Source organism: Paeniclostridium hominis, from assembly GCF_014306135.1.
GTDB classification, from domain to species: Bacteria; Bacillota; Clostridia; order Peptostreptococcales; family Peptostreptococcaceae; genus Paraclostridium; species Paraclostridium hominis.
On sequence record NZ_JACRWD010000007.1, the window covers coordinates 58,306 to 79,734 of the forward strand.

The 21,429-nt window shown below is 25.3% G+C and carries 16 protein-coding genes and 4 riboswitches; of the genes, 14 read left to right on the top strand and 2 right to left on the bottom strand.

The window, feature by feature from the left end; translation table 11 throughout:
• The first annotated feature begins 3 nt into the window (after positions 1 to 3).
• Positions 4 to 831: an ATP-binding cassette domain-containing protein gene (locus H8891_RS12900; protein WP_187006737.1), complete on the top strand. Its 828-nt coding sequence runs from the start codon at positions 4 to 6 to the stop codon at positions 829 to 831.
• A 55-nt stretch (positions 832 to 886) separates the two neighbouring features.
• Here H8891_RS12900 and H8891_RS12905 read toward each other — a convergent pair whose 3' ends face one another.
• Positions 887 to 2,515 carry a Na/Pi cotransporter family protein gene (locus H8891_RS12905; protein ID WP_187006738.1) on the bottom strand — a complete coding sequence of 543 codons (1,629 nt, stop codon included), beginning with the start codon at positions 2,513 to 2,515 and terminating at the stop codon, positions 887 to 889.
• Between the two features lie 518 nt (positions 2,516 to 3,033).
• On the opposite strand from H8891_RS12905, the gene H8891_RS12910 reads away from it, so the two are divergent.
• The 10 genes from H8891_RS12910 (at position 3,034) to H8891_RS12955 (ending at position 14,504) form a co-directional block, all read left to right on the top strand.
• On the top strand, positions 3,034 to 4,305 hold the full coding sequence (locus H8891_RS12910) for an alkaline phosphatase family protein (protein ID WP_187006739.1): 1,272 nt from the start codon (positions 3,034 to 3,036) through the stop codon (positions 4,303 to 4,305).
• Between the two features lie 151 nt (positions 4,306 to 4,456).
• Complete coding sequence (locus tag H8891_RS12915) at positions 4,457 to 5,335, top strand: YitT family protein (protein WP_207723625.1); 879 nt, start codon at positions 4,457 to 4,459, stop codon at positions 5,333 to 5,335.
• 198 nt (positions 5,336 to 5,533) lie between these two features.
• Positions 5,534 to 6,421: an ABC transporter ATP-binding protein gene (locus H8891_RS12920; protein ID WP_187006740.1), complete on the top strand. Its 888-nt coding sequence runs from the start codon at positions 5,534 to 5,536 to the stop codon at positions 6,419 to 6,421.
• Positions 6,422 to 6,423: 2 nt separating this feature from the next.
• Complete coding sequence (locus tag H8891_RS12925; protein ID WP_187006741.1) at positions 6,424 to 7,170, top strand: hypothetical protein; 747 nt, start codon at positions 6,424 to 6,426, stop codon at positions 7,168 to 7,170.
• A gap of 33 nt (positions 7,171 to 7,203) precedes the next feature.
• The gene (locus tag H8891_RS12930) at positions 7,204 to 8,229 is read left to right on the top strand and encodes a hypothetical protein (RefSeq protein ID WP_187006742.1); all 1,026 of its coding nucleotides are present in this window, start codon (positions 7,204 to 7,206) and stop codon (positions 8,227 to 8,229) included.
• Positions 8,230 to 8,412: 183 nt separating this feature from the next.
• Positions 8,413 to 9,135: a response regulator transcription factor gene (locus tag H8891_RS12935; protein ID WP_187006743.1), complete on the top strand. Its 723-nt coding sequence runs from the start codon at positions 8,413 to 8,415 to the stop codon at positions 9,133 to 9,135.
• A gap of 1 nt (position 9,136) precedes the next feature.
• The gene (locus H8891_RS12940) at positions 9,137 to 10,546 is read left to right on the top strand and encodes a sensor histidine kinase (RefSeq protein ID WP_187006744.1); all 1,410 of its coding nucleotides are present in this window, start codon (positions 9,137 to 9,139) and stop codon (positions 10,544 to 10,546) included.
• 365 nt (positions 10,547 to 10,911) lie between these two features.
• Positions 10,912 to 11,271 carry a hypothetical protein gene (locus tag H8891_RS12945; protein ID WP_187006745.1) on the top strand — a complete coding sequence of 120 codons (360 nt, stop codon included), beginning with the start codon at positions 10,912 to 10,914 and terminating at the stop codon, positions 11,269 to 11,271.
• Positions 11,272 to 11,366: 95 nt separating this feature from the next.
• Positions 11,367 to 11,873, top strand: a complete 507-nt coding sequence (locus H8891_RS12950; protein WP_187006746.1) for a fascin domain-containing protein — start codon at positions 11,367 to 11,369, stop codon at positions 11,871 to 11,873.
• Positions 11,874 to 12,299: 426 nt separating this feature from the next.
• Positions 12,300 to 14,504 (top strand): bifunctional diguanylate cyclase/phosphodiesterase, encoded by a 2,205-nt coding sequence (locus H8891_RS12955; protein WP_187006747.1) that lies wholly within the window; start codon positions 12,300 to 12,302, stop codon positions 14,502 to 14,504.
• 46 nt (positions 14,505 to 14,550) lie between these two features.
• Here H8891_RS12955 and H8891_RS12960 read toward each other — a convergent pair whose 3' ends face one another.
• Positions 14,551 to 14,880 (bottom strand): hypothetical protein, encoded by a 330-nt coding sequence (locus H8891_RS12960; protein WP_187006748.1) that lies wholly within the window; start codon positions 14,878 to 14,880, stop codon positions 14,551 to 14,553.
• A 218-nt stretch (positions 14,881 to 15,098) separates the two neighbouring features.
• On the opposite strand from H8891_RS12960, the gene H8891_RS12965 reads away from it, so the two are divergent.
• The 3 genes from H8891_RS12965 (at position 15,099) to H8891_RS12975 (ending at position 21,267) form a co-directional block, all read left to right on the top strand.
• On the top strand, positions 15,099 to 16,556 hold the full coding sequence (locus H8891_RS12965) for a DEAD/DEAH box helicase (RefSeq protein WP_187006749.1): 1,458 nt from the start codon (positions 15,099 to 15,101) through the stop codon (positions 16,554 to 16,556).
• Positions 16,557 to 16,629: 73 nt separating this feature from the next.
• Positions 16,630 to 16,712: riboswitch (cyclic di-GMP riboswitch) on the top strand.
• A 33-nt stretch (positions 16,713 to 16,745) separates the two neighbouring features.
• Positions 16,746 to 16,829: riboswitch (cyclic di-GMP riboswitch) on the top strand.
• 33 nt (positions 16,830 to 16,862) lie between these two features.
• Positions 16,863 to 16,946, top strand: a riboswitch (cyclic di-GMP riboswitch).
• Between the two features lie 33 nt (positions 16,947 to 16,979).
• Positions 16,980 to 17,063: riboswitch (cyclic di-GMP riboswitch) on the top strand.
• Between the two features lie 45 nt (positions 17,064 to 17,108).
• Complete coding sequence (locus H8891_RS12970; protein WP_187006750.1) at positions 17,109 to 19,883, top strand: MSCRAMM family protein; 2,775 nt, start codon at positions 17,109 to 17,111, stop codon at positions 19,881 to 19,883.
• 220 nt (positions 19,884 to 20,103) lie between these two features.
• Positions 20,104 to 21,267 (top strand): class I SAM-dependent methyltransferase, encoded by a 1,164-nt coding sequence (locus H8891_RS12975; RefSeq protein WP_187006751.1) that lies wholly within the window; start codon positions 20,104 to 20,106, stop codon positions 21,265 to 21,267.
• The last annotated feature ends 162 nt before the right edge of the window (positions 21,268 to 21,429 follow it).

Below are 21,429 nucleotides of genomic sequence, written 5' to 3' on the forward strand. Positions count from 1 at the left end.
TATATGGAACAAAAATATATTTTAAAAGTAAAAAATCTTAAAAAATATTACCCTATAAAAAGTAAATTTCTATTTAGAGAAAAGAAATATCAAAAATCAGTAGATGATGTTTCTTTTAAAATAAAAAAAGGGTCTATAGTGGGATTAGTTGGTGAAAGTGGATGTGGAAAATCAACTTTATCAAAATGTATACTAAATCTTATAGATGCAACTGGAGGAAGGGTAGAATTTAAAGATAAAGTGATATATGATATTGAAAATAATATAAGTATATCAAAAAAAGATATGCTCAATTTAAGAAAAGATATGCAAATAATATTTCAAGACCCATATTCATCATTAAATCCAAAAATGAGTATTGGAAAAACAATAGTAGAGGGAATAAAAAAGCATAATGATATTGGTACAACCGAGGCATATTTAATGGCTGAAAAAGCTTTAGAAGCATGTGGACTTGACAAGAGTTATATAAATAGATATCCAAATGAATTTAGTGGAGGTCAAAGGCAAAGAATAGCAATAGCTAGGGTGTTAGCTTTAAAACCTAAATTTATAATTTGTGATGAACCAACAGCTGCACTAGATGTTTCTATACAATCTCAAATACTAAATTTAATGTTGGATTTAAAAGAACAATATAACTTAACGTATTTGTTTATATCACATAATTTAAATGTAGTTAGATGTTTTTGCGATGAGATAATAGTTATGAACAATGGAAAAATAGTAGAACAAGGAAATAGTCAAAGTATATATACAAATCCTAAAAATGAATATACTAAAAAGCTTATAGATTCTATACCAAAAAGTAATCCAAGATTAAGAAAATAAAAAAGACTATATATGAATTTTAATAATACAAATTCATATATAGTCTTTTTATATATTAAGCTGTTTGATTAATTTTTATAACTCTCTTAGCTATACTTGCAGAGTGGTCAGATATTCTTTCTAAATTAGTTAACAAATCTAAGTACATAATACCTGAGTCTATACTGCATGAATGACTATTTAATCTATTCATATGTTTAGCTCTATATAATTTATCTAGTGCATCTACTTCGTCTTCTATTCTTAAAACATCATTTGCAAATTTAACACTATTTTGTTTCATAGCGTCTAATGATAATGTATATGCATCTAGTACTTTGTTATATATATCTATTATTTCAGATTTAGCACTTTCTGATATTTTAGTTTTCTTATCTATAGTTGATTCAGCTAATTCTGCTATATTTTCAGATAAGTCTCCAACTCTTTCTATGTCATTTACAGTATGGAATAATAAATCTAGAGAGAGTCTCATTTTATCATCTAAAGTCTTATTAGATAATTTAATTAGATAATCTAATACTTTTCTCTGCTGTTCATTTAATAATTTTTCTTTTTCAAATGTTTTGTTTGCCTCTTCTTGAGACTTTTCAAGTAAAGCATCCATAGAACAAGTAAAACTTTTTTTCGCTTTATTACCCATTCTAAGTATTTCTCTTATTGTATTTCCAAATGCTATAGATGGAGTTTCTAACATTCTTTCATCTAAATATTTTGTTATGCGGCTATCATACTCTTCTTCACCTTGCTTATCAGGTATAAGTAGCATAACTAATTTAACTATATATTTAGAGAATGGTAATAATATTATAACATTAGTTATATTAAATAATGAATGAGCATTTGCTATTTGTCTAGCAGTATCTGTTGGGTCTAAATGTGTAACTATCATTGATATTGGCTTATTAAGAATTAACATAAATAGTATAGTACCAATTACGTTAAAGCATAAATGCATTAATGCTGCTCTTTTAGCATTTTTATTAGCACCTACACTTGATAAAAGAGATGTAGTACAACTACCAATGTTATCTCCATATAATATAGGTAATGCTCCAGCTAAAGGCATTAAACCTTGAGATGATAAAGCTATTAATATACCCATTGATGCACTTGAACTTTGAAGACAAGTAGTCATTGCAAAACCAGCAAGTAATGCTAATAATGGATGATTTGCAAGTCCTGCTAATATGTTTCTAAATCCTTCATATTGAGATAAAGGAGCAACTGCATCTTTCATAAATTCCATACCTATAAATAAGATACCAAAACCTATAAGTATTTCTGCGATATTTTTAAGATTTGGTTTAGATTTTGAACCAATCATGTATAAAACGATACCTATTCCAAGTGCTATTGATGAGAATATACTAGCATCAAATGATACTAATTGAGCTGTTACTGTAGTACCAATGTTTGCTCCCATTATAACACCAATTGCTTGGAATAATGTCATTATTCCTGCGTTAACAAATCCAACTACCATTACTGTAGTAGCACCACTACTTTGTATAATTCCTGTAACAACAGCTCCTACTAAAACCCCCATTACTACGTTACTAGTTAAAAGTTCTATAGCTTTTTCTAGCTTAGGACCTGTTGACTTTTGAAGACCTTCACCCATTAGGTTCATTCCGTAAAGGAAAAGTCCAAGACCTCCAATAAGACTTATCAATATAGACAAAATTGTCGCCTCCTCATAAATAAGTTAAATTTATTATAGTTATTTTTATTACTTTTTATGTACGATAACATATTAACAGAAAATTCGACAGCTTTTGTTAAAAACATGTTAAATTTTGAATTAACACTTATATATAAGTGTTAATTCATGTAATGAAATTTATGATAACTTATATTATTGCAAAATATTTATGTATTATTAGAATTAGAATGAAATCCAGGTTTTAACAAATATGAAGGAACGTAATATGATTAAAATTTATATATGTTAAGACTATTTGACACAACAATTTAAATTTAAAAAATTTTCACAAAATATTTATTAAAATTGAATCAAAATATTAAATAAGAGCATTTAATAGTTGATAATAATTGCTTAAAAACTATCCAAAATATATAGATATATTTTTTGCCTATAGATTATAAAAGATAAGCTAATTTAAATATACAATATTAAAAAATTGTAGTTTAATATATATTATAAAGGTGGTTAATAAAAATTATTAGGAGATGATAAGGTTGAATAAGGTTGTAGTAATATCAATAGATTCGTTATTTACTAGAGATATAAAATATTTAGAAAAATTACCTAACTTTAAAAAGATATTAGATGGGGCATCTATAGTAAAAGATATAAACTGTATATACCCAACACTAACATATCCATGTCATACAACTATAGTAACTGGAGTATATCCAGACAAGCACAATATAAGTCATAATGAAAAATTAGAGTTAAATGCTAAAATGCCAGATTGGTATTGGTATAGTAATGATATAAAATGTGATTCTATAATAGATATAGCTAAGAAAAATAATATAACAACTTCTACTATATTATGGCCGGTTACAGGTAGATGTAATTCAGATCACAATATAGCTGAAATATGGACTAAAAATGAAGGAGAAGATCCAATAGAAGTCTATACAAATAGCTGTAGTAAACATCTTATGGAAAAAATATATCCTAAATACTCTCATATTATAAATTGGAATAAAGAGCCGTACTTAGATGAATTTGGAGTTTGTTGTGCAGAGGATATAATAAAAGAATATAAGCCAGATTTAATGCTTATACATTTAGCTTACTTAGATCATACAAGACATCAATATGGACTTTACCATGAAAAAGTTATTAATTCATTTAAGACTTATGATAAGTGGCTAGGAAGAATTATAAATTCTTTAAAAGAAGCAAGTGTGTACTACAAAACAAATTTTATAATACTTGGAGATCATGGTCAATTAGAAGTTAAAAAGTTAATAAGTCCAAACATAGTATTTAAAGATAAAGGATTAATAAGTATAGATAAAGATGGAAAAATAACTGATTATAAAGCTATATTTAAGTCAGCTGGAATATCTAGTCATGTTATAGTAAAAGACAAAACTTACATAGATAAAGTTAAAAATATACTTGAAGCTATGAAAGATGATGAAACTTTTGGTATAGAAGGTATATTTGATAGAAATGAATTAAAAAATAATCACAGATTAGATTGTGATGCAGACTTTGTTATAGAGGGAAAAGAAGGTATAGCCTTTAGTAATGATGTAACAGGAGAAATAACAAAAGAAACTGATAATAGTAATTACAAGTATTGCTTAGCCACTCACGGGCACTTTCCTCACAAGGGAGATAAGCCACCATTTATAGCTAAAGGGCCTAATATAAAAGAAAATATAACTATAAATAGTGGGAATTTAGTAGATGAAGCTCCAACTATAATGAAGATATTTGATATAGATATGAAAAATATAGATGGATGTGCATTCAATATAGTTAAATAATTAAAACTCTTAAGGTATGATATTCTGCCTTGAGAGTTTTTTGTATTTCAAGAATTATCAGAAAATTATTGACTATTAAATTTAATTTGTTATAAAATGTAAATATAAGAAGAGTTTGAATTTTTAAAAAATTGCCAAAGGAGTGATAAAAATGAATAAGACATACAAAAGGCAAATTAAATTATTTTTTGAATTTATAATGATAGGTATAGGAGCTTTAATAGTAGCTATGGGGTTAGAGCTAATATTATCTCCTAATGGTATGGTAGATAGTGGAACTACTGCTTTATCTGTAATAATAAAGTCATTAACAGGGATACCTATGTTTATATTATTATTAGCATTTAATATTCCAATTTTATTATTTACATCAAAGTCATTTGATAGAATATTTTTATTTAAAACTTTATGGGCTAATGTTTGTTCATCATTATTTTTGTATTTATTAACTCCAGTTCCACCTGTAACTACATCTGAATTTCTTATTGTAATATATGGAGGAGTATCAATTGGGATAGGTGTTGGAACTGTTATTAAATTTGGAGGGGCTATAGATGGTAGCGAAATGCTTGCTGTATGGGCAAATAAGAATTTTAAAATCCCTGTATCTACGTTTTTGATGAGCATAAATATTATAGTTTTAGTAATAACTGCTATAGTATTTAGTATTGAAAGTGCTATGTTTTCTTTAATTATCATATATATAATGACTAAGATAGTAGATTTAATACTAGATGGATTTAATCAAGGTAGGTCGGTAATCGTTATATCAAATAAGCATGAAGAAATTGGAGAATATCTTATAAATAAATTAGGAATATCAATAACATATTTAAATGGATATGGAGGGTATTCAGGTGAAAAGTCAAAAGTAATACTTTGTATAACAGATAAGCTTATGTATCCATCATTAAAAAGAAGTATTTTAGATATTGATAACAATGCGATAATTGAAAGTAGCTATTTAGCTGATAGCCACAATATAGAAAGAACTCCTATTGAACAAATTATTAGAAAAAGAATTAAGTAATTAAATTTGTAAAGCTTAAACATATAATATAAAAAAGCTGTATAGACACTTGGAAAAGTCCAAGTTCTATACAGTTTTTTTATTATTAATTAATATTATTTAATTATTTAAGGATTATTTAAGATTGAGTTTATAATAAAGTAAGATTGCATCCATATAATATAAACATAACAACGAGGAAAACAAATGGAGGTAATTATGAATAAATTAGAAATTGTAAACTTAACAAAATCATATCAGCACAAAAATGCAAATGAGAATATAAATCTAACATTGGAAAGTGGAGTATATGGATTACTTGGACCTAATGGAGCAGGAAAAACTACTTTAATGAAACAAATAGCAACATTAAAGCAACCTACAAGTGGAAAAATATTATATAACGGAAAAGATATAAATTCATTAGATGATGAATACAGAGCAGTTGTTGGATACTTACCACAAGATTTTGATGCTTATAAAAACTTTAGTGCAAAAGACTTTTTATTATATATAGGAGCATTAAAGGGAATGAGTAAAAGTGAAGCTAGGGAAAAAACTGAAAAATTATTAAAATTAGTAGGACTTCAAGAAGTAAAAAATAAGTATATATCAAAGTTTTCAGGTGGTATGAAAAGAAGAGTAGGTATAGCACAAGCACTTTTAAATGATCCTAAAATACTTATATTAGATGAGCCAACAGCAGGATTAGACCCGCAAGAAAGAGCTAGATTTAGAAATTTATTATCTCAAATAGGTAAAGAAACTATAGTTATATTATCAACTCATATAATATCAGATATAGAATCTGTAGCTAAAGAAACTATAATGATTAAAGATGGTAAGGTATTATTACAAGGAACTCACAGAGAAATTTTAAATGATATGAGTGGAAAAGTATATAGTATAACAGTTAAAGATGAAAGAGAAGTATTTGATATACAAAATAAATATAAGGTTGTTAGTATACAACGTGGTGTAGAGGATATAGAACTTAGAGTTATAAGTGATAAAGGAATAAAAGACTTTAATGCAAAAAATATAGAACCTAGATTTGAAGACGTTTATATGTTTTATTTTGATTTAGAAGATTCTAGGGAGGTATAAAAATGACAAATATTATAAATTTAGAATTAAAAAAAATATTTAATAAAAAAGGATTAATTATATCTTGGGTATTTGCTTTATTCTTAGGATATGTAAGTGTTAGAAATTTTTCGGTAGCAGATAGCTATGCAGATTTATTTATTAAATATTATGGACTAGCTCCTTTAATGGGAATATTAATGTTTAGTATGTTTTCAGGAAGCTTTGTTTTAGAGTATAGTTCTAATATGGATTCTATAATAAAGTCTACTAAAAATGGCAAAAATAAGTTAGTTTTAGCAAAATCTATAGCATATACAATAGCTGCAAGTATAGTAAATTTATCTATATTAAGTGTTATGAGTTTTAAGATAATATCAGGAAATAATTTTAAAGGATTAGATATGGCTATAAAAAATATCGGATATTTTGGGAATAGTGGTTCAAATATAACTGTTTTACAGATGTTAATGATAACTTGTTTAACTGTTATACTAGGGTCTTTCTTCTTTGCACAGCTTGGACTTTGGTTATCATCTATAAGTAATAAAGCAGTATTACCATTTTTCGTAGGTGGATTAATAATGGGTATACCATATTTTATTCACAGCAAAATAGGTGGATTTACTCCTTTATGGGGAATGTATAGTTCAGAAATTATAAGATACAAAGTAGGTATATTAGGATTTGTAGTATTCATAATTTTAAGTACTGTAGGAAGTTTTGTTCTTTATAAGCTTGCAGATAAAGGATTTTCAAAAGAAAGATAGATAATTTTATGCAAGCTATTTAGGAGGAAAAAGATGATTAGATGGGAAATTAAAAAACTATTTAAAAATAAATCAATAATAATATCAAGTATAATACTTATACTTTTATGCTCTATGATGAGTTTTTTAAAACCAGATTTAGAAACAGAAAATAATTATTTTGATAAAAATGGGAATTATGTTCAAGATAATAGAGCAAAAAATGTAATAGCTAATGAAAAACTAGTAAATAAAGTTACAGAACTTGAAACTCTAGATAAAGCTAATAAAAGTAATAAGTTAGATGATATGAGTAAAAAAATGGCAAATATGGCCAGTGGAAAGCTTCAAAAAGATAATGGAAAAAATTATAAAGATATAAGTTTTTACAAAGTATTTAACTTTAGAATAAATAATGCTTTTTCAGGGTTTGTTATAGTTGGTATCTGTGTATATATTTTTTCTAATATTTACACAGATGAAAAATTATCTAATGTAGACTCTATAATATTATCAGGTAAGAATAAATATAAAGCATTGTTTTCGAAGTTATCTTTAGCTATTATAGCACCTATATTTATATATTTAGTTTATATTCTAGCAATTGGAGTTATAACTAGTATACAATATGGTAATCCAATTAATGGAAGTTTACAAGCATATAGAATAGTCGATACATTTAGTTTATTAAAACCTATAACTATATATGGATACACTATGGTAAATATATTAACTATGATGATTGTATTTGTTAGTGTGGGAGTATTTGCAAGTTTATTTTCTTTTATAACAAATAATTCAGTACAATCTATAGTATCTGTAACTGTATTTATAGTAATAGGTAAAATAATAGCGTCACTTAAATTTTTACCTGAAAATTTATTAGCAGTAGTTGGATGTTCAAATTATATAGATATAATTATGAATCCTCAAATGCTTATAGGAAATTATCTTGGAGATATAAATGTATTTGGCAAAAGTATAGGTGTAGTAAATGTAGGATATATAGGATTAATAGTTATACTTATGATAGGTATTGTTTCAAATATATATGTATTTAAAAAAGTTTTAAATAAATAATTAAACAAAAACGGATGTTTTATAGTCAAATATTTTTACAATTTACTATAATTCATTCGTTTTTTATTTTAATTTATTTTTTTATGTAATTTGTAAAAAATTCATATTTTGGATAAAATATTAACTATAAATCTAAAAATAAAAGTTATCGACTAAATGAATCACTAAAGATAGGAGATTAATATGGAAAATACGATAAAAGAAAAAAATATATTATTAGTAGATGATGAAGTAGATATATTAAAGTTATTAAGTACGGTACTTAAAAAAGAAGGATTTAAAAATATATATACAGCAGAAACAGGAAATGAAGCTTTGAAAATATTTACAAATAAAGAAATAGATATAGTAATACTAGATATAATGTTACCAGATAAAGAAGGTTATGATGTATTTAAAGAAATAAGACAAATATCTCAAGTACCAGTTTTATTTTTATCAGCTAAAACTGAGGAAATGGATAGAGTTTTAGGATTAGCATTAGGAGCAGATGATTATATCACTAAGCCGTTTAGCCCAAAAGAAGTAGCGCTTAGAATTAAGTTGAACTTAAAGAAAAACATAATATTAAATTCTGTAAAGGAAGAGCCTAAAAGTGATAAATTAGTTTTTGGGCCATTTGAAATAGATGAAGAACGCATAGAAGTTAAAAAAAATGGAGAACCTATAGTACTTAAGGCAAAGGAATTTAAAATGTTTTTATATATGGCAAATCATTTAGAACAAATTATAAGTAAGGAAAAATTTTGTGATGAAGTATGGGGAGAAGATTTTATAGGATTTGATAATACTATAATGGTACATATAAGAAGACTTAGAGAAAAAATAGAAGATAACCCGTCAAAACCTAAGTATATAAAAAATATTAAAGGGTTAGGGTACAAACTAACTTTAAAGGAAGATTAATATGAAATGGAAAATAACTTTTAAATATATAGTAAGTATTATATGTGTAGTTATGATAGTTACTATATTAAATATATCTGGGATAATAGGAGGTTTTATTTTTAATAAAATTAATGATATAAAAAAACCAGAAGATAAATTTACCAGAGATTTTAGTAATTATATACAGATTAAAGATAATAATGTAGTAGTAGATAAAGAAGGTAAACATATACTAGATAAAGAGCATATATGGATACAGATATTAGATGAAAACTCAAATGAAATATATAGGTATAATGCACCAGAGAAACTTAACAAAAAGCATACTCCCGCAGAGCTTATAAATGGGTATAAATATGCTGGAGGGTTTAAGTATACGGATGCAGATAATATATTAGTTTCTAGTAAAATTATAGATAATAAAGAGTACACTTATATACTAGGATTTGATAGAAATTCCTTACAAAAATATATACTTACAGTTAATCCAACAGATTTAGCCAATACCGTTATTAAAATAATATGGATTATATTATTTATAGATTTAATAATAGCATTAATATTTGGATATTTATTTAGTAAAAGGCTTACAAAACCTATGAAAAATATAATAGAAGGTGTCGAGAACCTAGAAGAAGGAAAATATGATATATATTATAAAGAAAAAGGATTATATCAAAGTGTATACAATAAGTTAAATAAGTTAGCAGATACTTTAAAAAGTAATGAAGCCCAAAGAAATAAATTAGATAAGTTAAAACAGGAATGGATAGCAAATATATCACATGATATAAAAACACCTTTATCATCTATAAAAGGATATGCAGAACTTTTAAGTGATAGTGATTATGAAATAGATAGTGAAGAAGTCAAAGATTATGGATTAATAATAAATCAGAAATCAGAGTATATTAAAGGATTAGTTGACGATTTAAATTTAACTATGAAATTAAAAAGTAGTGATAGAGTATTAAATAAAAATGAAGAAAATATAGTTAGGATAATTAAAGATTCTATAATTCAAATTCTCAATGATCCTAAATACTCAAATAGAGATATTGAATTTATTACAAATAAAGATGTTATAAAAAAACAAGTTGATGCTAATCTTTTTAAGAGAGTTATAAATAATCTTGTTTATAATGCTTTGATACATAACCATGAAGATGTTAGTATAATAGTAAGTATAGATTATAAAAGTGATAACGAAATTATTATATCTGTTAAAGATAATGGTAAAGGAATTAGTAAGGATGATTTAGAGCGTATATTTGATAGATATTACAGGGGTACAAATACAGGAGAAACTCATAAAGGCTCAGGACTTGGAATGGCTATAGCGAAGGAAATTATAGTCGCTCACGGATTTGACATAGGCATAACTAGTGAACTTGGAGCTGGAACAACTGTTTTTATAAATATAAATTAATAGTAGATAATCATAAAAGGGTATATCCTAAAGCTTAGGATATACCCTGAAAATATATCAAAAACTATCTACAACATTTACAGCAATGTCTACAACATCCACATCTTCGACAAATTTTAAAGCAGAAAAAACATCTGCCACATCTTTTACAACGACAGCAAAAAAATGATCTATTATTCATAAAATTCCTCCTTTATAACATACAAAGAATAAACATTCTTTATATATTATATTTACTACGACAAAATTTGTGCAGGAAATAAAAAATTTGACAAAATACATTAAACAGTGTCAAAAAAGTTGTTAGCTTCATAGTATAGTGTATGGATATTAAAATCCATAAATAATATAAGGGAGCTGATTTTATGGGATGTAATAATCATAAATCCTGTAATAAATCAAATAGCAATATAAAATGTTGTCATTGTCATTTTCATTGCAACTGCAATAATAATTCAGCGAATGAATGCAGAAAATTTCCTACATGCCCAAATAAAAACAATAGAGAAGATATATATAAATATTTAGGTAAATATTTATATAATTTACTAGAAGAAATAGATTTACCATGTGATCATCAAGGATTAGATGAAAGTATAAGAATATTAGCTGAAGGTGGATCTTTACCATGTGGACATCCTAGTCTAGAAGAGTTAATATTAATGGCATTGTTTGGTGATAAAGAAAATTTTTGTGAATATTGCTTTAAAAAATGCTGTAGATAGTAAAAATATTATGAAAGTATGAACCATTAACCTCCTATTGTCGTAATATATATCAAAGCTTCAAATTTAATTGACAGTAGGAGGTTTATATTATAATGGATAAAAATTTTGATATAAATAGAGAACCAAATGGAGTTATAGTATATCCGCCGTGGATGGAGGATTTTATAAAGCATTATTTTCCACAAAATCCGGGGAAACCACAAAAGCCAAATGAAGATAATGATAAACTAAAAGTTAATATAAAATCTATAGTAGAAGATGAATTTGTAGTAGTTGGAGATGATGACTATCTTTATGCAACAGGTAGAAAAGTTAATCAAAATGGAATATTTAGAATAATAATGCTAGATGATAATGAGGTTAAAATACGACAAGCAGGTGGAGATTTTATAAGAGTTGATAATAGAGATTTTTTAGTTTCAGATACTGATAGAAAAGGTGCTACTAAGTTTAAAATGTATAAAATAGCTGATAAAGAATATGTATTACAAGCACCTAATGGGTATTATGTAAGAGTAAGAGACAATGACAAGAGACTTGTTGCTAGAGCTGAAAATCCTGGAAATAGAACTAGATTTAAATTTAGAGAAGTTAAATAATATAAAAAAACAAATCCTAGAAATAGGATTTGTTTTTTTATGTAAGGCTTATTTAAAGTTTAAATAAGCTTAGCTTAAAGATTTATTGATTAAAAATAGTATATTGTAAAAAGTGATTAATTTAATTGTGTATATTAAAATTTTGTATGAATGTACAAAAATAAATTAAGTAAAAATAAAATTAAATTTATTATTATTATAAATTTGATTATATGGATATGAAATGTAAAAAAAGGAAAAAATTTACTGTAAATTCAAAATATTGACACTTATATTAATAATGTGATAATTTAAGATGTATTTAAATAAATACTAACTAATTGATACTTTTTAAAATACAAATTTGATGAAAAAATTTTGATGTAAGATTAAAAAATATTAACATTTAAAATCAATAAGCTAATAATAAAGACAGAAGGGTGTAAAATGAGTAAGAATTTAAATAAAAATATTATTGAAAGTTTAAAAAGTACAATAATAATAGGATTTATAAGTATTAGTTTTATTTTAATTGTAGATAAAAATTTAAAAGATGAAATAGCAATTAATATATCAGAGGTAAATATACAAGTAGAAGCTAGAATTGCTACCTATATAAACAATAATATGTCTAAGTTAGAGAGTTTTAATTCTTATATAAACTATGATATAGATAAATATGGTATCGAAAATGCAAAACAAATATTTGTAGATACATTTAACAAATCAAATGTTTCGAATTCATTTAAGGGTATTGGGATTATTAACAAAGCTGGTTATCTAACCTATGGAAATGGAAAAATATATGTAGGTAATAGTAATTATTTTAAAGAAAGCATTAAGGGAAAGAAGTATGTAAGCAAGCCAACAAAAAGCATAATTGATGGGAAAGATAGTATAATATATTCTATTCCTTTTGTAATTAACGATAAAATAGAGGGAGTGTTAGTTGGTTTTTCACATTATGAAGGTATAGCTTTAAGCTTAAAACAAAGTATATATTCTTATAAAGGAAGTCTATATATAGTAGATAAATATGGTAATGTTATTATTGGTAATGAAAAAAATAAAGAAGGTATAAAAACACTATATAATAAAAGTAAATATCTAGATAAAGGAAAAGAAAAAACAAATATTTCAAATTGTAAGAATCCCAAACTAGGGGTTTTTAATAATGAACGAATATATTTGTATTATAATTATATAGAAAATACTGATGGTTGGTATTTAGTTTCAATAACACCTATAAATAAAGTTTTTTCAAGTTTGACTAATATAATAAATATATCATTATTGACTATATTTATAGCTACCTTACTTTATGTGATTAATAACTATAAAAAATATGTTGAAAATAAGAAAGCTTTAAGAAAAGCCACCTATATAGATAGTTTAACTAATATAAATAATCAAATAAAGTTTAAGATAGATTGTAAAAAAAAGTTAAAAAATGCTCAAGATGATGATAAATATGTTTTAGTTTCTATTGATATAAATAGGTTAAAATTTATAAATGATGTTTTTGGGTATGAAGAGGGTGATAATCTTATCAAAAGTATAGGTGAAAAGTTATCTATTTTAAAATTTGAAAATATACATGGAAGAATTTCTAATGATATATTTGCTTTGATGTTTAAATTGGATAAAAAATTAGATTTGAAAACAACTTTAGTAAAACTTCATGATTATATAAATATTGTTTGTTCTAATAATAGTGATTTAAATTTAAAATTAAACATGGGGGCGTATATAATAGAAAATACTACTGAAGAAATTGATAAAATTATAGATAATGCAAATATAGCTAGATTAGAATCTAAAAAAGTTAAGGACAAGCCATACTATATATATGATGAAGCTTTAAAAAATAGAATCAGTCAAGAAATTATAATTGAAAGTGAACTAAAAAAAGGATTAGAATCAGGAGAATTTAAAGTCGTATATCAACCTAAAGTAGATATAAATAATGAAAAGATAGTTGGTGCAGAAGCATTAATAAGATGGGATCATAATAAAAAAGGATTTATAAGCCCAAATATATTTATACCGATAGCAGAGAAAAATGGAAATATAAACTTAATAGGAAAATGGGTACTTGAGGAAGTTTGCAAGGATATAAAAAAATGCAAATTAAAAGGTGAAAAAATAGTTCCAATTTCTATAAATTTATCAAGAGTAGAACTTTACAGAGCTGATTTAATTCAATCTATTAAACAAACTATTGAAAAATATGATGTAGAACCTAAATTGATAGAAATTGAAATTACAGAAACAGCAGCACTAAATGATATAGAATATATAAATAACAAAATATATCAAATTAAAAAATTAGGAATAAAAGTTTCTATGGACGACTTTGGAACAGGTACTTCTACATTATCAAATTTAAAATTAATAGATATAGATATATTAAAATTGGATAGAACTATGATAATAGATTTAGAGGAAGATAAAAAAACTTTTTTATTTGTAAAAACTATAATTAAATTAGCTAAAAAGTTTAACTTTAAAGTAGTTTGTGAAGGTGTGGAAAATAATAAACAGGTAGATATATTAAGACAATTTAATTGTGATATGATACAAGGGTATGTATATTTTAAACCACTTGAATTTTTAGAATTTAAAAATATATTAAAAGAACAATATCAATAAATTTAATAATAAAAAAGATGACTAGTTTGTATTAGTCATCTTTTTATTATCTATTTTCATGTATTAACAATAAATATGAAGCTCCAGCTAAGTATGGAGATGAGGATTTAGTACATTTAATTTTTCCAACTAAATTGTTGTTTTTATATACAAATCCATTATCTAGAACTTTTCCTATAGGATTTGAATCTAGATTAGAATATATAAGTCCATTTTCATCAACTTTTCCAACTACATTATTATAGTTATCATAAACAAGATTTGCAGATACTTTTCCAATCGGACAATTGTGATATAAGTGATTGTGGACAATATTATTTAAGTCCAATCTAGCTATAGATTTGTTGTTATAAGGATGTTTTATCATTTCAAACATAATTTTAATTCTCCTTTAAATAATAAAATTTAAAATATAAAATAATAGCTTATATTAAATTTTATTAAGCTAAGGTATTTTTTATGAATATATAATATTATGAAATTAAATATTTAAGAGACAATAAGATTAATATATTAAAAAAGATGTATTACTTTAAAGATATGATATAATAAATAGCTATAAAAATTTTAATTTAGATAAGTAAGGTGGTAGTAATGATTAATAATTTTAAAAATTTTGATTTAGATAAAGATATAATAAAAGCCCTTTATAATCTTGAGTATAATACTCCATCTAAAGTTCAATGTGAATCAATTCCAAGACTTTTAAATAAAGAAAATATAGTTGTTAAATCAAAAACTGGTAGTGGGAAAACTGCAAGTTTTGGAATACCGATATGTGAAAAAATAGATGTTAACAACAGTAATCTACAAGCATTAATAGTTGTACCAACAAGAGAATTAGCTATACAAGTAAAAGAAGAAATATCTAATATAGGAAGATTAAAAAAAATTAGGTGTAGTGCAATATTTGGAAAACAACCTATAAAAGATCAAATAAATGAATTAAAACAAAGAGTTCATGTAGTAGTTGCTACACCTGGAAGAGTAATAGATCATATAAATAGAGGTAGTATAAACTTAGACAATATAAATTATTTTATAATAGATGAAGCTGATAAAATGCTTAACAAAGGATTTATAGAAGATATGGAGTTTATATTTAATAATATACCTAAAGAGACTGTTATAGGCTTATTTTCAGCAACTATAGATAAAGATATATCTTATATATATAATAAATATATGATAAATCCTAGTATGATAGAAATTGAAAATGATGAAAATCTAGACAAAAGACAAATAGAAGAAAATTTAGTTTCTTTAAAAGAAGATGAAAAATATAATACCTTAAAAGATCTAATATATTATTATAATCCAAAAACTACCATAGTGTTTTTAAATACTAAAGATAGAGTAACTAAATTATACAACAAGATGAAAAAAGATAAGTTTTTAGTTGAACAACTCCATGGAGATATGTCTCAAGAAAAGCGTATATTTGTAATCAAGGACTTTAAAGAAGGTAAATATAATATTTTAATTAGTACAGATGTAGCAAGTAGAGGAATACATATAGATGATGTATCTTTAGTTATAAATTATGATGTTCCTATGGATAAAGAAAATTATATACATAGAATAGGAAGAACAGGAAGAACAGATAAATATGGAAAAGCTATAACCATGGCTAATGAAAAAGACGAAAAATATATAGCTGAGATAATAAAATATATTGGCCATGAAATAAATACTATTAATGAATTAAGTAGTGAAGATATAAAAAAAGGAAAAATTAAGTTCGAGAAAGCTTCAAGTATATTATTAAATAATAAAAGGATAAAAAAGAAAGATAAAAAAGTTCATAGTGAGGTAACTAGAATATATTTAAATGCAGGAAAAAAGAAGAAAATTAGAGTTTTAGATATTGTTGGGACTTTTAGTAATATTGAAGGTATAAATAATGAAGATATAGGTGTTATAGAAGTTTGTGACTTATGCTCTTATGTTGACTTATTAAATCATAAAGGTGAAATGTTTTTAAAAAAATATAAGGAAATAAGTATAAAGAAAAAATTAGTTAAAGTAAGAAGAGATAATTCTAATTGTTAGATTTATAATTATATTCTTAAAAAGAATATTGAAAATGGTGTCGAAATTTGATAAACTAATTTGGTAAAAACTTAATAAATAAGAAACGAAGAAGTATATTCTGTATGTGGGCATCTGGGATATATGGAGTTAGTGATGCAACCGGCTATATTTACAAACTGTAGGTATAGCCTTTTTTGTTCTAAAATTTAATAAACAAGAAACGAAGAAGTATATTCTGTATGTGGGCATCTGGGATATATGGAGTTAGTGATGCAACCGGCTATATTTACAAACTGTAGGTATAGCCTTTTTTGTTCTAAAATTTAATAAACAAGAAACGAAGAAGTATATTCTGTATGTGGGCATCTGGGATATATGGAGTTAGTGATGCAACCGGCTATATTTACAAACTGTAGGTATAGCCTTTTTTGTTCTAAAATTTAATAAACAAGAAACGAAGAAGTATATTCTGTATATGGGCATCTGGGATATATGGAGTTAGTGATGCAACCGGCTATATTTACAAACATGTAAGTATAGCTTTTTTTATTGAAAAAAAGAGGTGATCATTTGAGACAGGGAAAGAATAAGGTAATATTAAGTTTAGTATTTGTGTTTAGTATGATTTTAAATCTTATTTCATCAGGGATAATGGTATATGCTGAAGATGTATCTAATAGTCCTTCAGTTGAAATAACAAGTGCAACATTTGATGATTATACTGTAAGAGAAGGTATGATTAAAACTTTCAGAATTGATTATAAAATTAAAGATCCAAGCAAAATTACGCCAGGAGATAGCATTACTATAACACTGCCTAAGATCTTTAGAGATGTTAACCCAGTATGTTCAGACAAGCATTTTTCAGGGCAAGAATATAACCCTAATACTGGAGTATTAAAGTTGATATTTAATGATAATATAAAAAATGCATTAGAGGGATATTTAAGTGTAACAATGGTTGGTGATAAAAATATTAAAGATGGAGAATACCCTATTGTTATAAACACTAATGGAGATACAGAAACTGTTACATTAACAGGTGAAGGTAGAGAAGAATCAACAGGTGGAGGATCAAATCCACTTATGTATAAAGGTTCATATTTACCACTAGATTCTAAGGGAGAAGGGCTTATAACAGATATAAATAAACCAGTTAGATACTATGTAGAAATAAATAGAGATCAAAATGGACAAATGGGGGATGCTTACTTTGAGGACCAAATTCCAGAGGGAATGGTTTTAGATAAAAATAGTATAAGTATAATTCAGCATGACTATGAAAGTGGAGTGGATAGGGATGTAACTAATGAGCTTTTAAAGTCTGGAAAACTTACAGCTGAAAAAGATTCTCTAAAAATAGATCTTGGTGATATATATAATGATAGCTATTCAGTTAATTACAATACTTTGATATTACCAAATCCTCCAAAAGACATTAGATATGTAAATAAAGCAAAATTAACATATAATGGGAAAAATAATGATTCTAGTGCTACAGTTAAGTTAGCAGCAGGAGCAGGGGCTATAAATGTCTATAAAACTGTAAATAAAACTAATATAACTAATGATGAAAAGGATCAAAACATAGAATATAAAATAGCATTTGATTCAGCAGGACACTTTTTAAAGAATACAATGCATGTAAAAGATAAATTAGATTCGAGGCTGACTGATATTAAAATAGATCAAACAGGTCAGTTTACGGTTACGTATAATGATCAAACAAAAGAATTAAATGCAGTTAATGATAAGTCGGATATAAATCCAGGAGACGATGCATATATTACTATTCAAGCTAATATGAAAGAAGTTGGAACAGGAGAAGCAGTTTCAAATACTGCTTATGTAAATGGAAATCCAACTGATGAAGTTGTAACTATAAAGAGTCCAAAAGTTGAAATAATAAAAATTGAAAAAGGTGACAAGACTCAAAAAATGTTATCAGGTGCAGTTTACTCACTTACTGATTCAAATGGTAATCTAGTAAAGGATATTTATGGACAAACTGTTAAAGATATAACTACTTCATCAAATAGTCCTGTAGAGTTAGAGCTACCTTATGGCAATTATAAATTAGTTGAAAAGGTAGCACCTAAAGGTTATAAACTTGATAGTACAACTATAGCATTTAAGGTTACAGAAAATAGTAAAATAGTTAAAGTTGTTGCAGAGGATGAACTTATGGCAATGCCAGGAAAAGTTGTAATAAACAAAACTAATGAAGATGGAAAAGTTTTAGAAGGTGCAACATTTAACTTAGTGCAAAATGGAAAAGTAGTAGATACAAAAACTACAAATTCTCAAGGGATAGTAATATTTGATAATGTTAAGCAAGGTGATTATCAAGTAGTTGAAGTTAAAGCTCCAGAAGGATACAATTTAGCTAAAAATCAGAATATAGTAGTTGAAGCAGAAAAAACTAATACAGTAAAAGTAGTAGATACAAAGATAAAAGGAAGTATAGAAATAACGAAAGTAGATTCAAAGGATGCTAAGAAAGTATTAGCAGGAACAGAATTTACAATATTTGATTCAAATAAAAAAGAAGTAGCAAAGGCAGTAACAGGTAAAGATGGTAAAGTAGTATTCAAAAATTTAGCATATGGAAATTACTATTACCAAGAAACAAAAGCACCAGAAGGATACACAATAGATAACAAGATGTATCCATTTGAAATAGTTAAAAATAATCAAGTGATAGAAAAAAGCTCAGCTAATGATAAGATAGTTGGAAGTATAGAAATAACGAAGGTAGATTCAAAGGATGCTAAGAAAGTATTAGAAGGAACAGAATTTACAATATTTGATTCAACTAAAAAAGAAGTAACAAAGGCAGTAACAGGTAAAGATGGTAAAGTAGTATTTAATAATTTAGCATATGGAAATTACTATTACCAAGAAACAAAAGCACCAGAAGGATATGCAATAGATAACAAGATGTATCCATTTGAAATAGCTAAAAATAATCAAGTAATAGAAAAAACTGCAGCTAATGAAGAAATCTATAAATCAACTGATGAAAATGAAAAACCAAAACTAGATAAACTTACTTATCCAAGTGAACCAGATAAGGTTGAAAAACCTAGTCAAGATGACCCGAAAGATCCAGGTGAATTAGATAATACAGAAAAGCCTGACAAAGATGATTCAAAGGTGTTAAGTAAACCAGAGAAGATTGAAAACACTAATCAAAATGCATCAAGTGATAAAATTAATTCAGATGAAACAAATAATTCTAAAAATCCTAAAACATCAGACAGTAGTATGCTACCATACATAGGATTATTTGCAGCTTCATCAATAGGATTAGCAGTAAATACTATTAGAAGAAAAAGAAAGTAAATAATATTAAATTAACACTTATTAATAGTAAGAAAATAGAGTATCAAGCTAGTTTTGATACTCTATTTATTTATAAAAATAATACACAAAGCAAGCTAATACCACTTAATATATTTGGCAATATTAAATATATATAAAATTGTTTAACTTATAAGAATAGTAATATATAATAGTAATAGCTATATATAAACTTAAAAAAGAAATGATAAGGTGTGACAATATGGAAGAACTAAAGAAAAGTATTAATGAAATAACTAATGATAATATTGTTAAAGTAGTTATAAGTAATAAACTAAATAAAGATGTTGAATATAATAAAATCAATATTCAATTAAAAGAAAAAAATAATAAAGAATATTATCAAATAGAAAAATATACAGATAAACAAGTTTTTCATGAAAACATAGAAAAAAATATGTTAAATGAAAAGATGTTAGAATTTATAAATGGAAAGTATAAACAAGTAGGTGCTTGGTCTGAAACTAATACTTATGATTTAAAAATATCTAAAAAAGGTAAGATATTTTTAGGAAAGAAAAAAAGTGACAATAAAAATGTAGTTAATAAAAGTCATAATAGAGAAAAAAATTACATACTAAAAGAAGGTATGCTAATACAACCTTTAATAGATTTAGGTGTATTTACTAAAGAAGGTAAGGTTGTAAACTCTAAGTATGATAAATATAAGCAAATAAATAGATTTATAGAAATCATAGATGATGAAATAAAGAAAAATGATTATAAGGAACTTACTATATTAGATTTTGGTTGTGGTAAATCTTACTTAACATTTGTACTATATTATTACTTTGTTGAAATAAAGAAAATAGATGTTAAAATGATAGGTCTAGATTTGAAAGCAGATGTTATTAAAAAATGTAATGAGATAGCTAAAAAATATAAGTATGAGAATTTAACTTTTGAGCTTGGAGATATAAATGGATACAAATATACTGATAAAGTAGATATGGTTATAACATTACACGCATGTGATACCGCAACTGATTATGCGCTTTATAATGCTATTAAATGGAATGCTAAAATGATTTTTTCTGTACCTTGCTGCCAACATGAGTTTAATGATCAAATAAGAAGTTCAGAATTCTCATTAATTACTAAATATGGGATTATAAAGGAAAGAGTTTCAGCTCTTATGACTGATGCAGTTAGAGGAAATTTATTAGAAGCTATAGGATATAAAACTCAATTACTTGAATTTATAGATATAGCCCACTCTCCTAAGAATATATTAATTAGAGCTTCTAAAGGCAATATATCTAAAGATAAAAGAGAAAAATCTCTTAAAGAAGTTAATAATATTATAAATGAATTTAACTTAGAACCAACTTTACTTAAGTTATTAAAAAATGATAATTTAATATAGTACATGTAACAATTTAGATAAATTGGCATATAAATTATTGTAAAAGTAAATTATATACAAATTTATCAGGTACTATATGTACTGGGCTTTTAATAAGCAGTGGATTAATCCATGGGATAGTTTTATACTTTCTCATGGATTTTTTTATAGACTTAATAGCTT

Bases quoted from the DNA above. Each gene is read 5' to 3' on its own strand.
- H8891_RS12900 (WP_187006737.1), top strand. From the start codon at position 4: ATGGAACAAAAATATATTTTAAAAGTAAAAAATCTTAAAAAATATTAC.
- H8891_RS12915 (WP_207723625.1), top strand. From the start codon at position 4,457: ATGAATAAGACATACAAAAGGCAAATTAAATTATTTTTTGAATTTATA.
- H8891_RS12920 (WP_187006740.1), top strand. From the start codon at position 5,534: ATGAATAAATTAGAAATTGTAAACTTAACAAAATCATATCAGCACAAA.
- H8891_RS12925 (WP_187006741.1), top strand. From the start codon at position 6,424: ATGACAAATATTATAAATTTAGAATTAAAAAAAATATTTAATAAAAAA.
- H8891_RS12930 (WP_187006742.1), top strand. From the start codon at position 7,204: ATGATTAGATGGGAAATTAAAAAACTATTTAAAAATAAATCAATAATA.
- H8891_RS12935 (WP_187006743.1), top strand. From the start codon at position 8,413: ATGGAAAATACGATAAAAGAAAAAAATATATTATTAGTAGATGATGAA.
- H8891_RS12940 (WP_187006744.1), top strand. From the start codon at position 9,137: ATGAAATGGAAAATAACTTTTAAATATATAGTAAGTATTATATGTGTA.
- H8891_RS12945 (WP_187006745.1), top strand. From the start codon at position 10,912: ATGGGATGTAATAATCATAAATCCTGTAATAAATCAAATAGCAATATA.
- H8891_RS12950 (WP_187006746.1), top strand. From the start codon at position 11,367: ATGGATAAAAATTTTGATATAAATAGAGAACCAAATGGAGTTATAGTA.
- H8891_RS12955 (WP_187006747.1), top strand. From the start codon at position 12,300: ATGAGTAAGAATTTAAATAAAAATATTATTGAAAGTTTAAAAAGTACA.
- H8891_RS12960 (WP_187006748.1), bottom strand. From the start codon at position 14,880: ATGTTTGAAATGATAAAACATCCTTATAACAACAAATCTATAGCTAGA.
- H8891_RS12965 (WP_187006749.1), top strand. From the start codon at position 15,099: ATGATTAATAATTTTAAAAATTTTGATTTAGATAAAGATATAATAAAA.
- H8891_RS12975 (WP_187006751.1), top strand. From the start codon at position 20,104: ATGGAAGAACTAAAGAAAAGTATTAATGAAATAACTAATGATAATATT.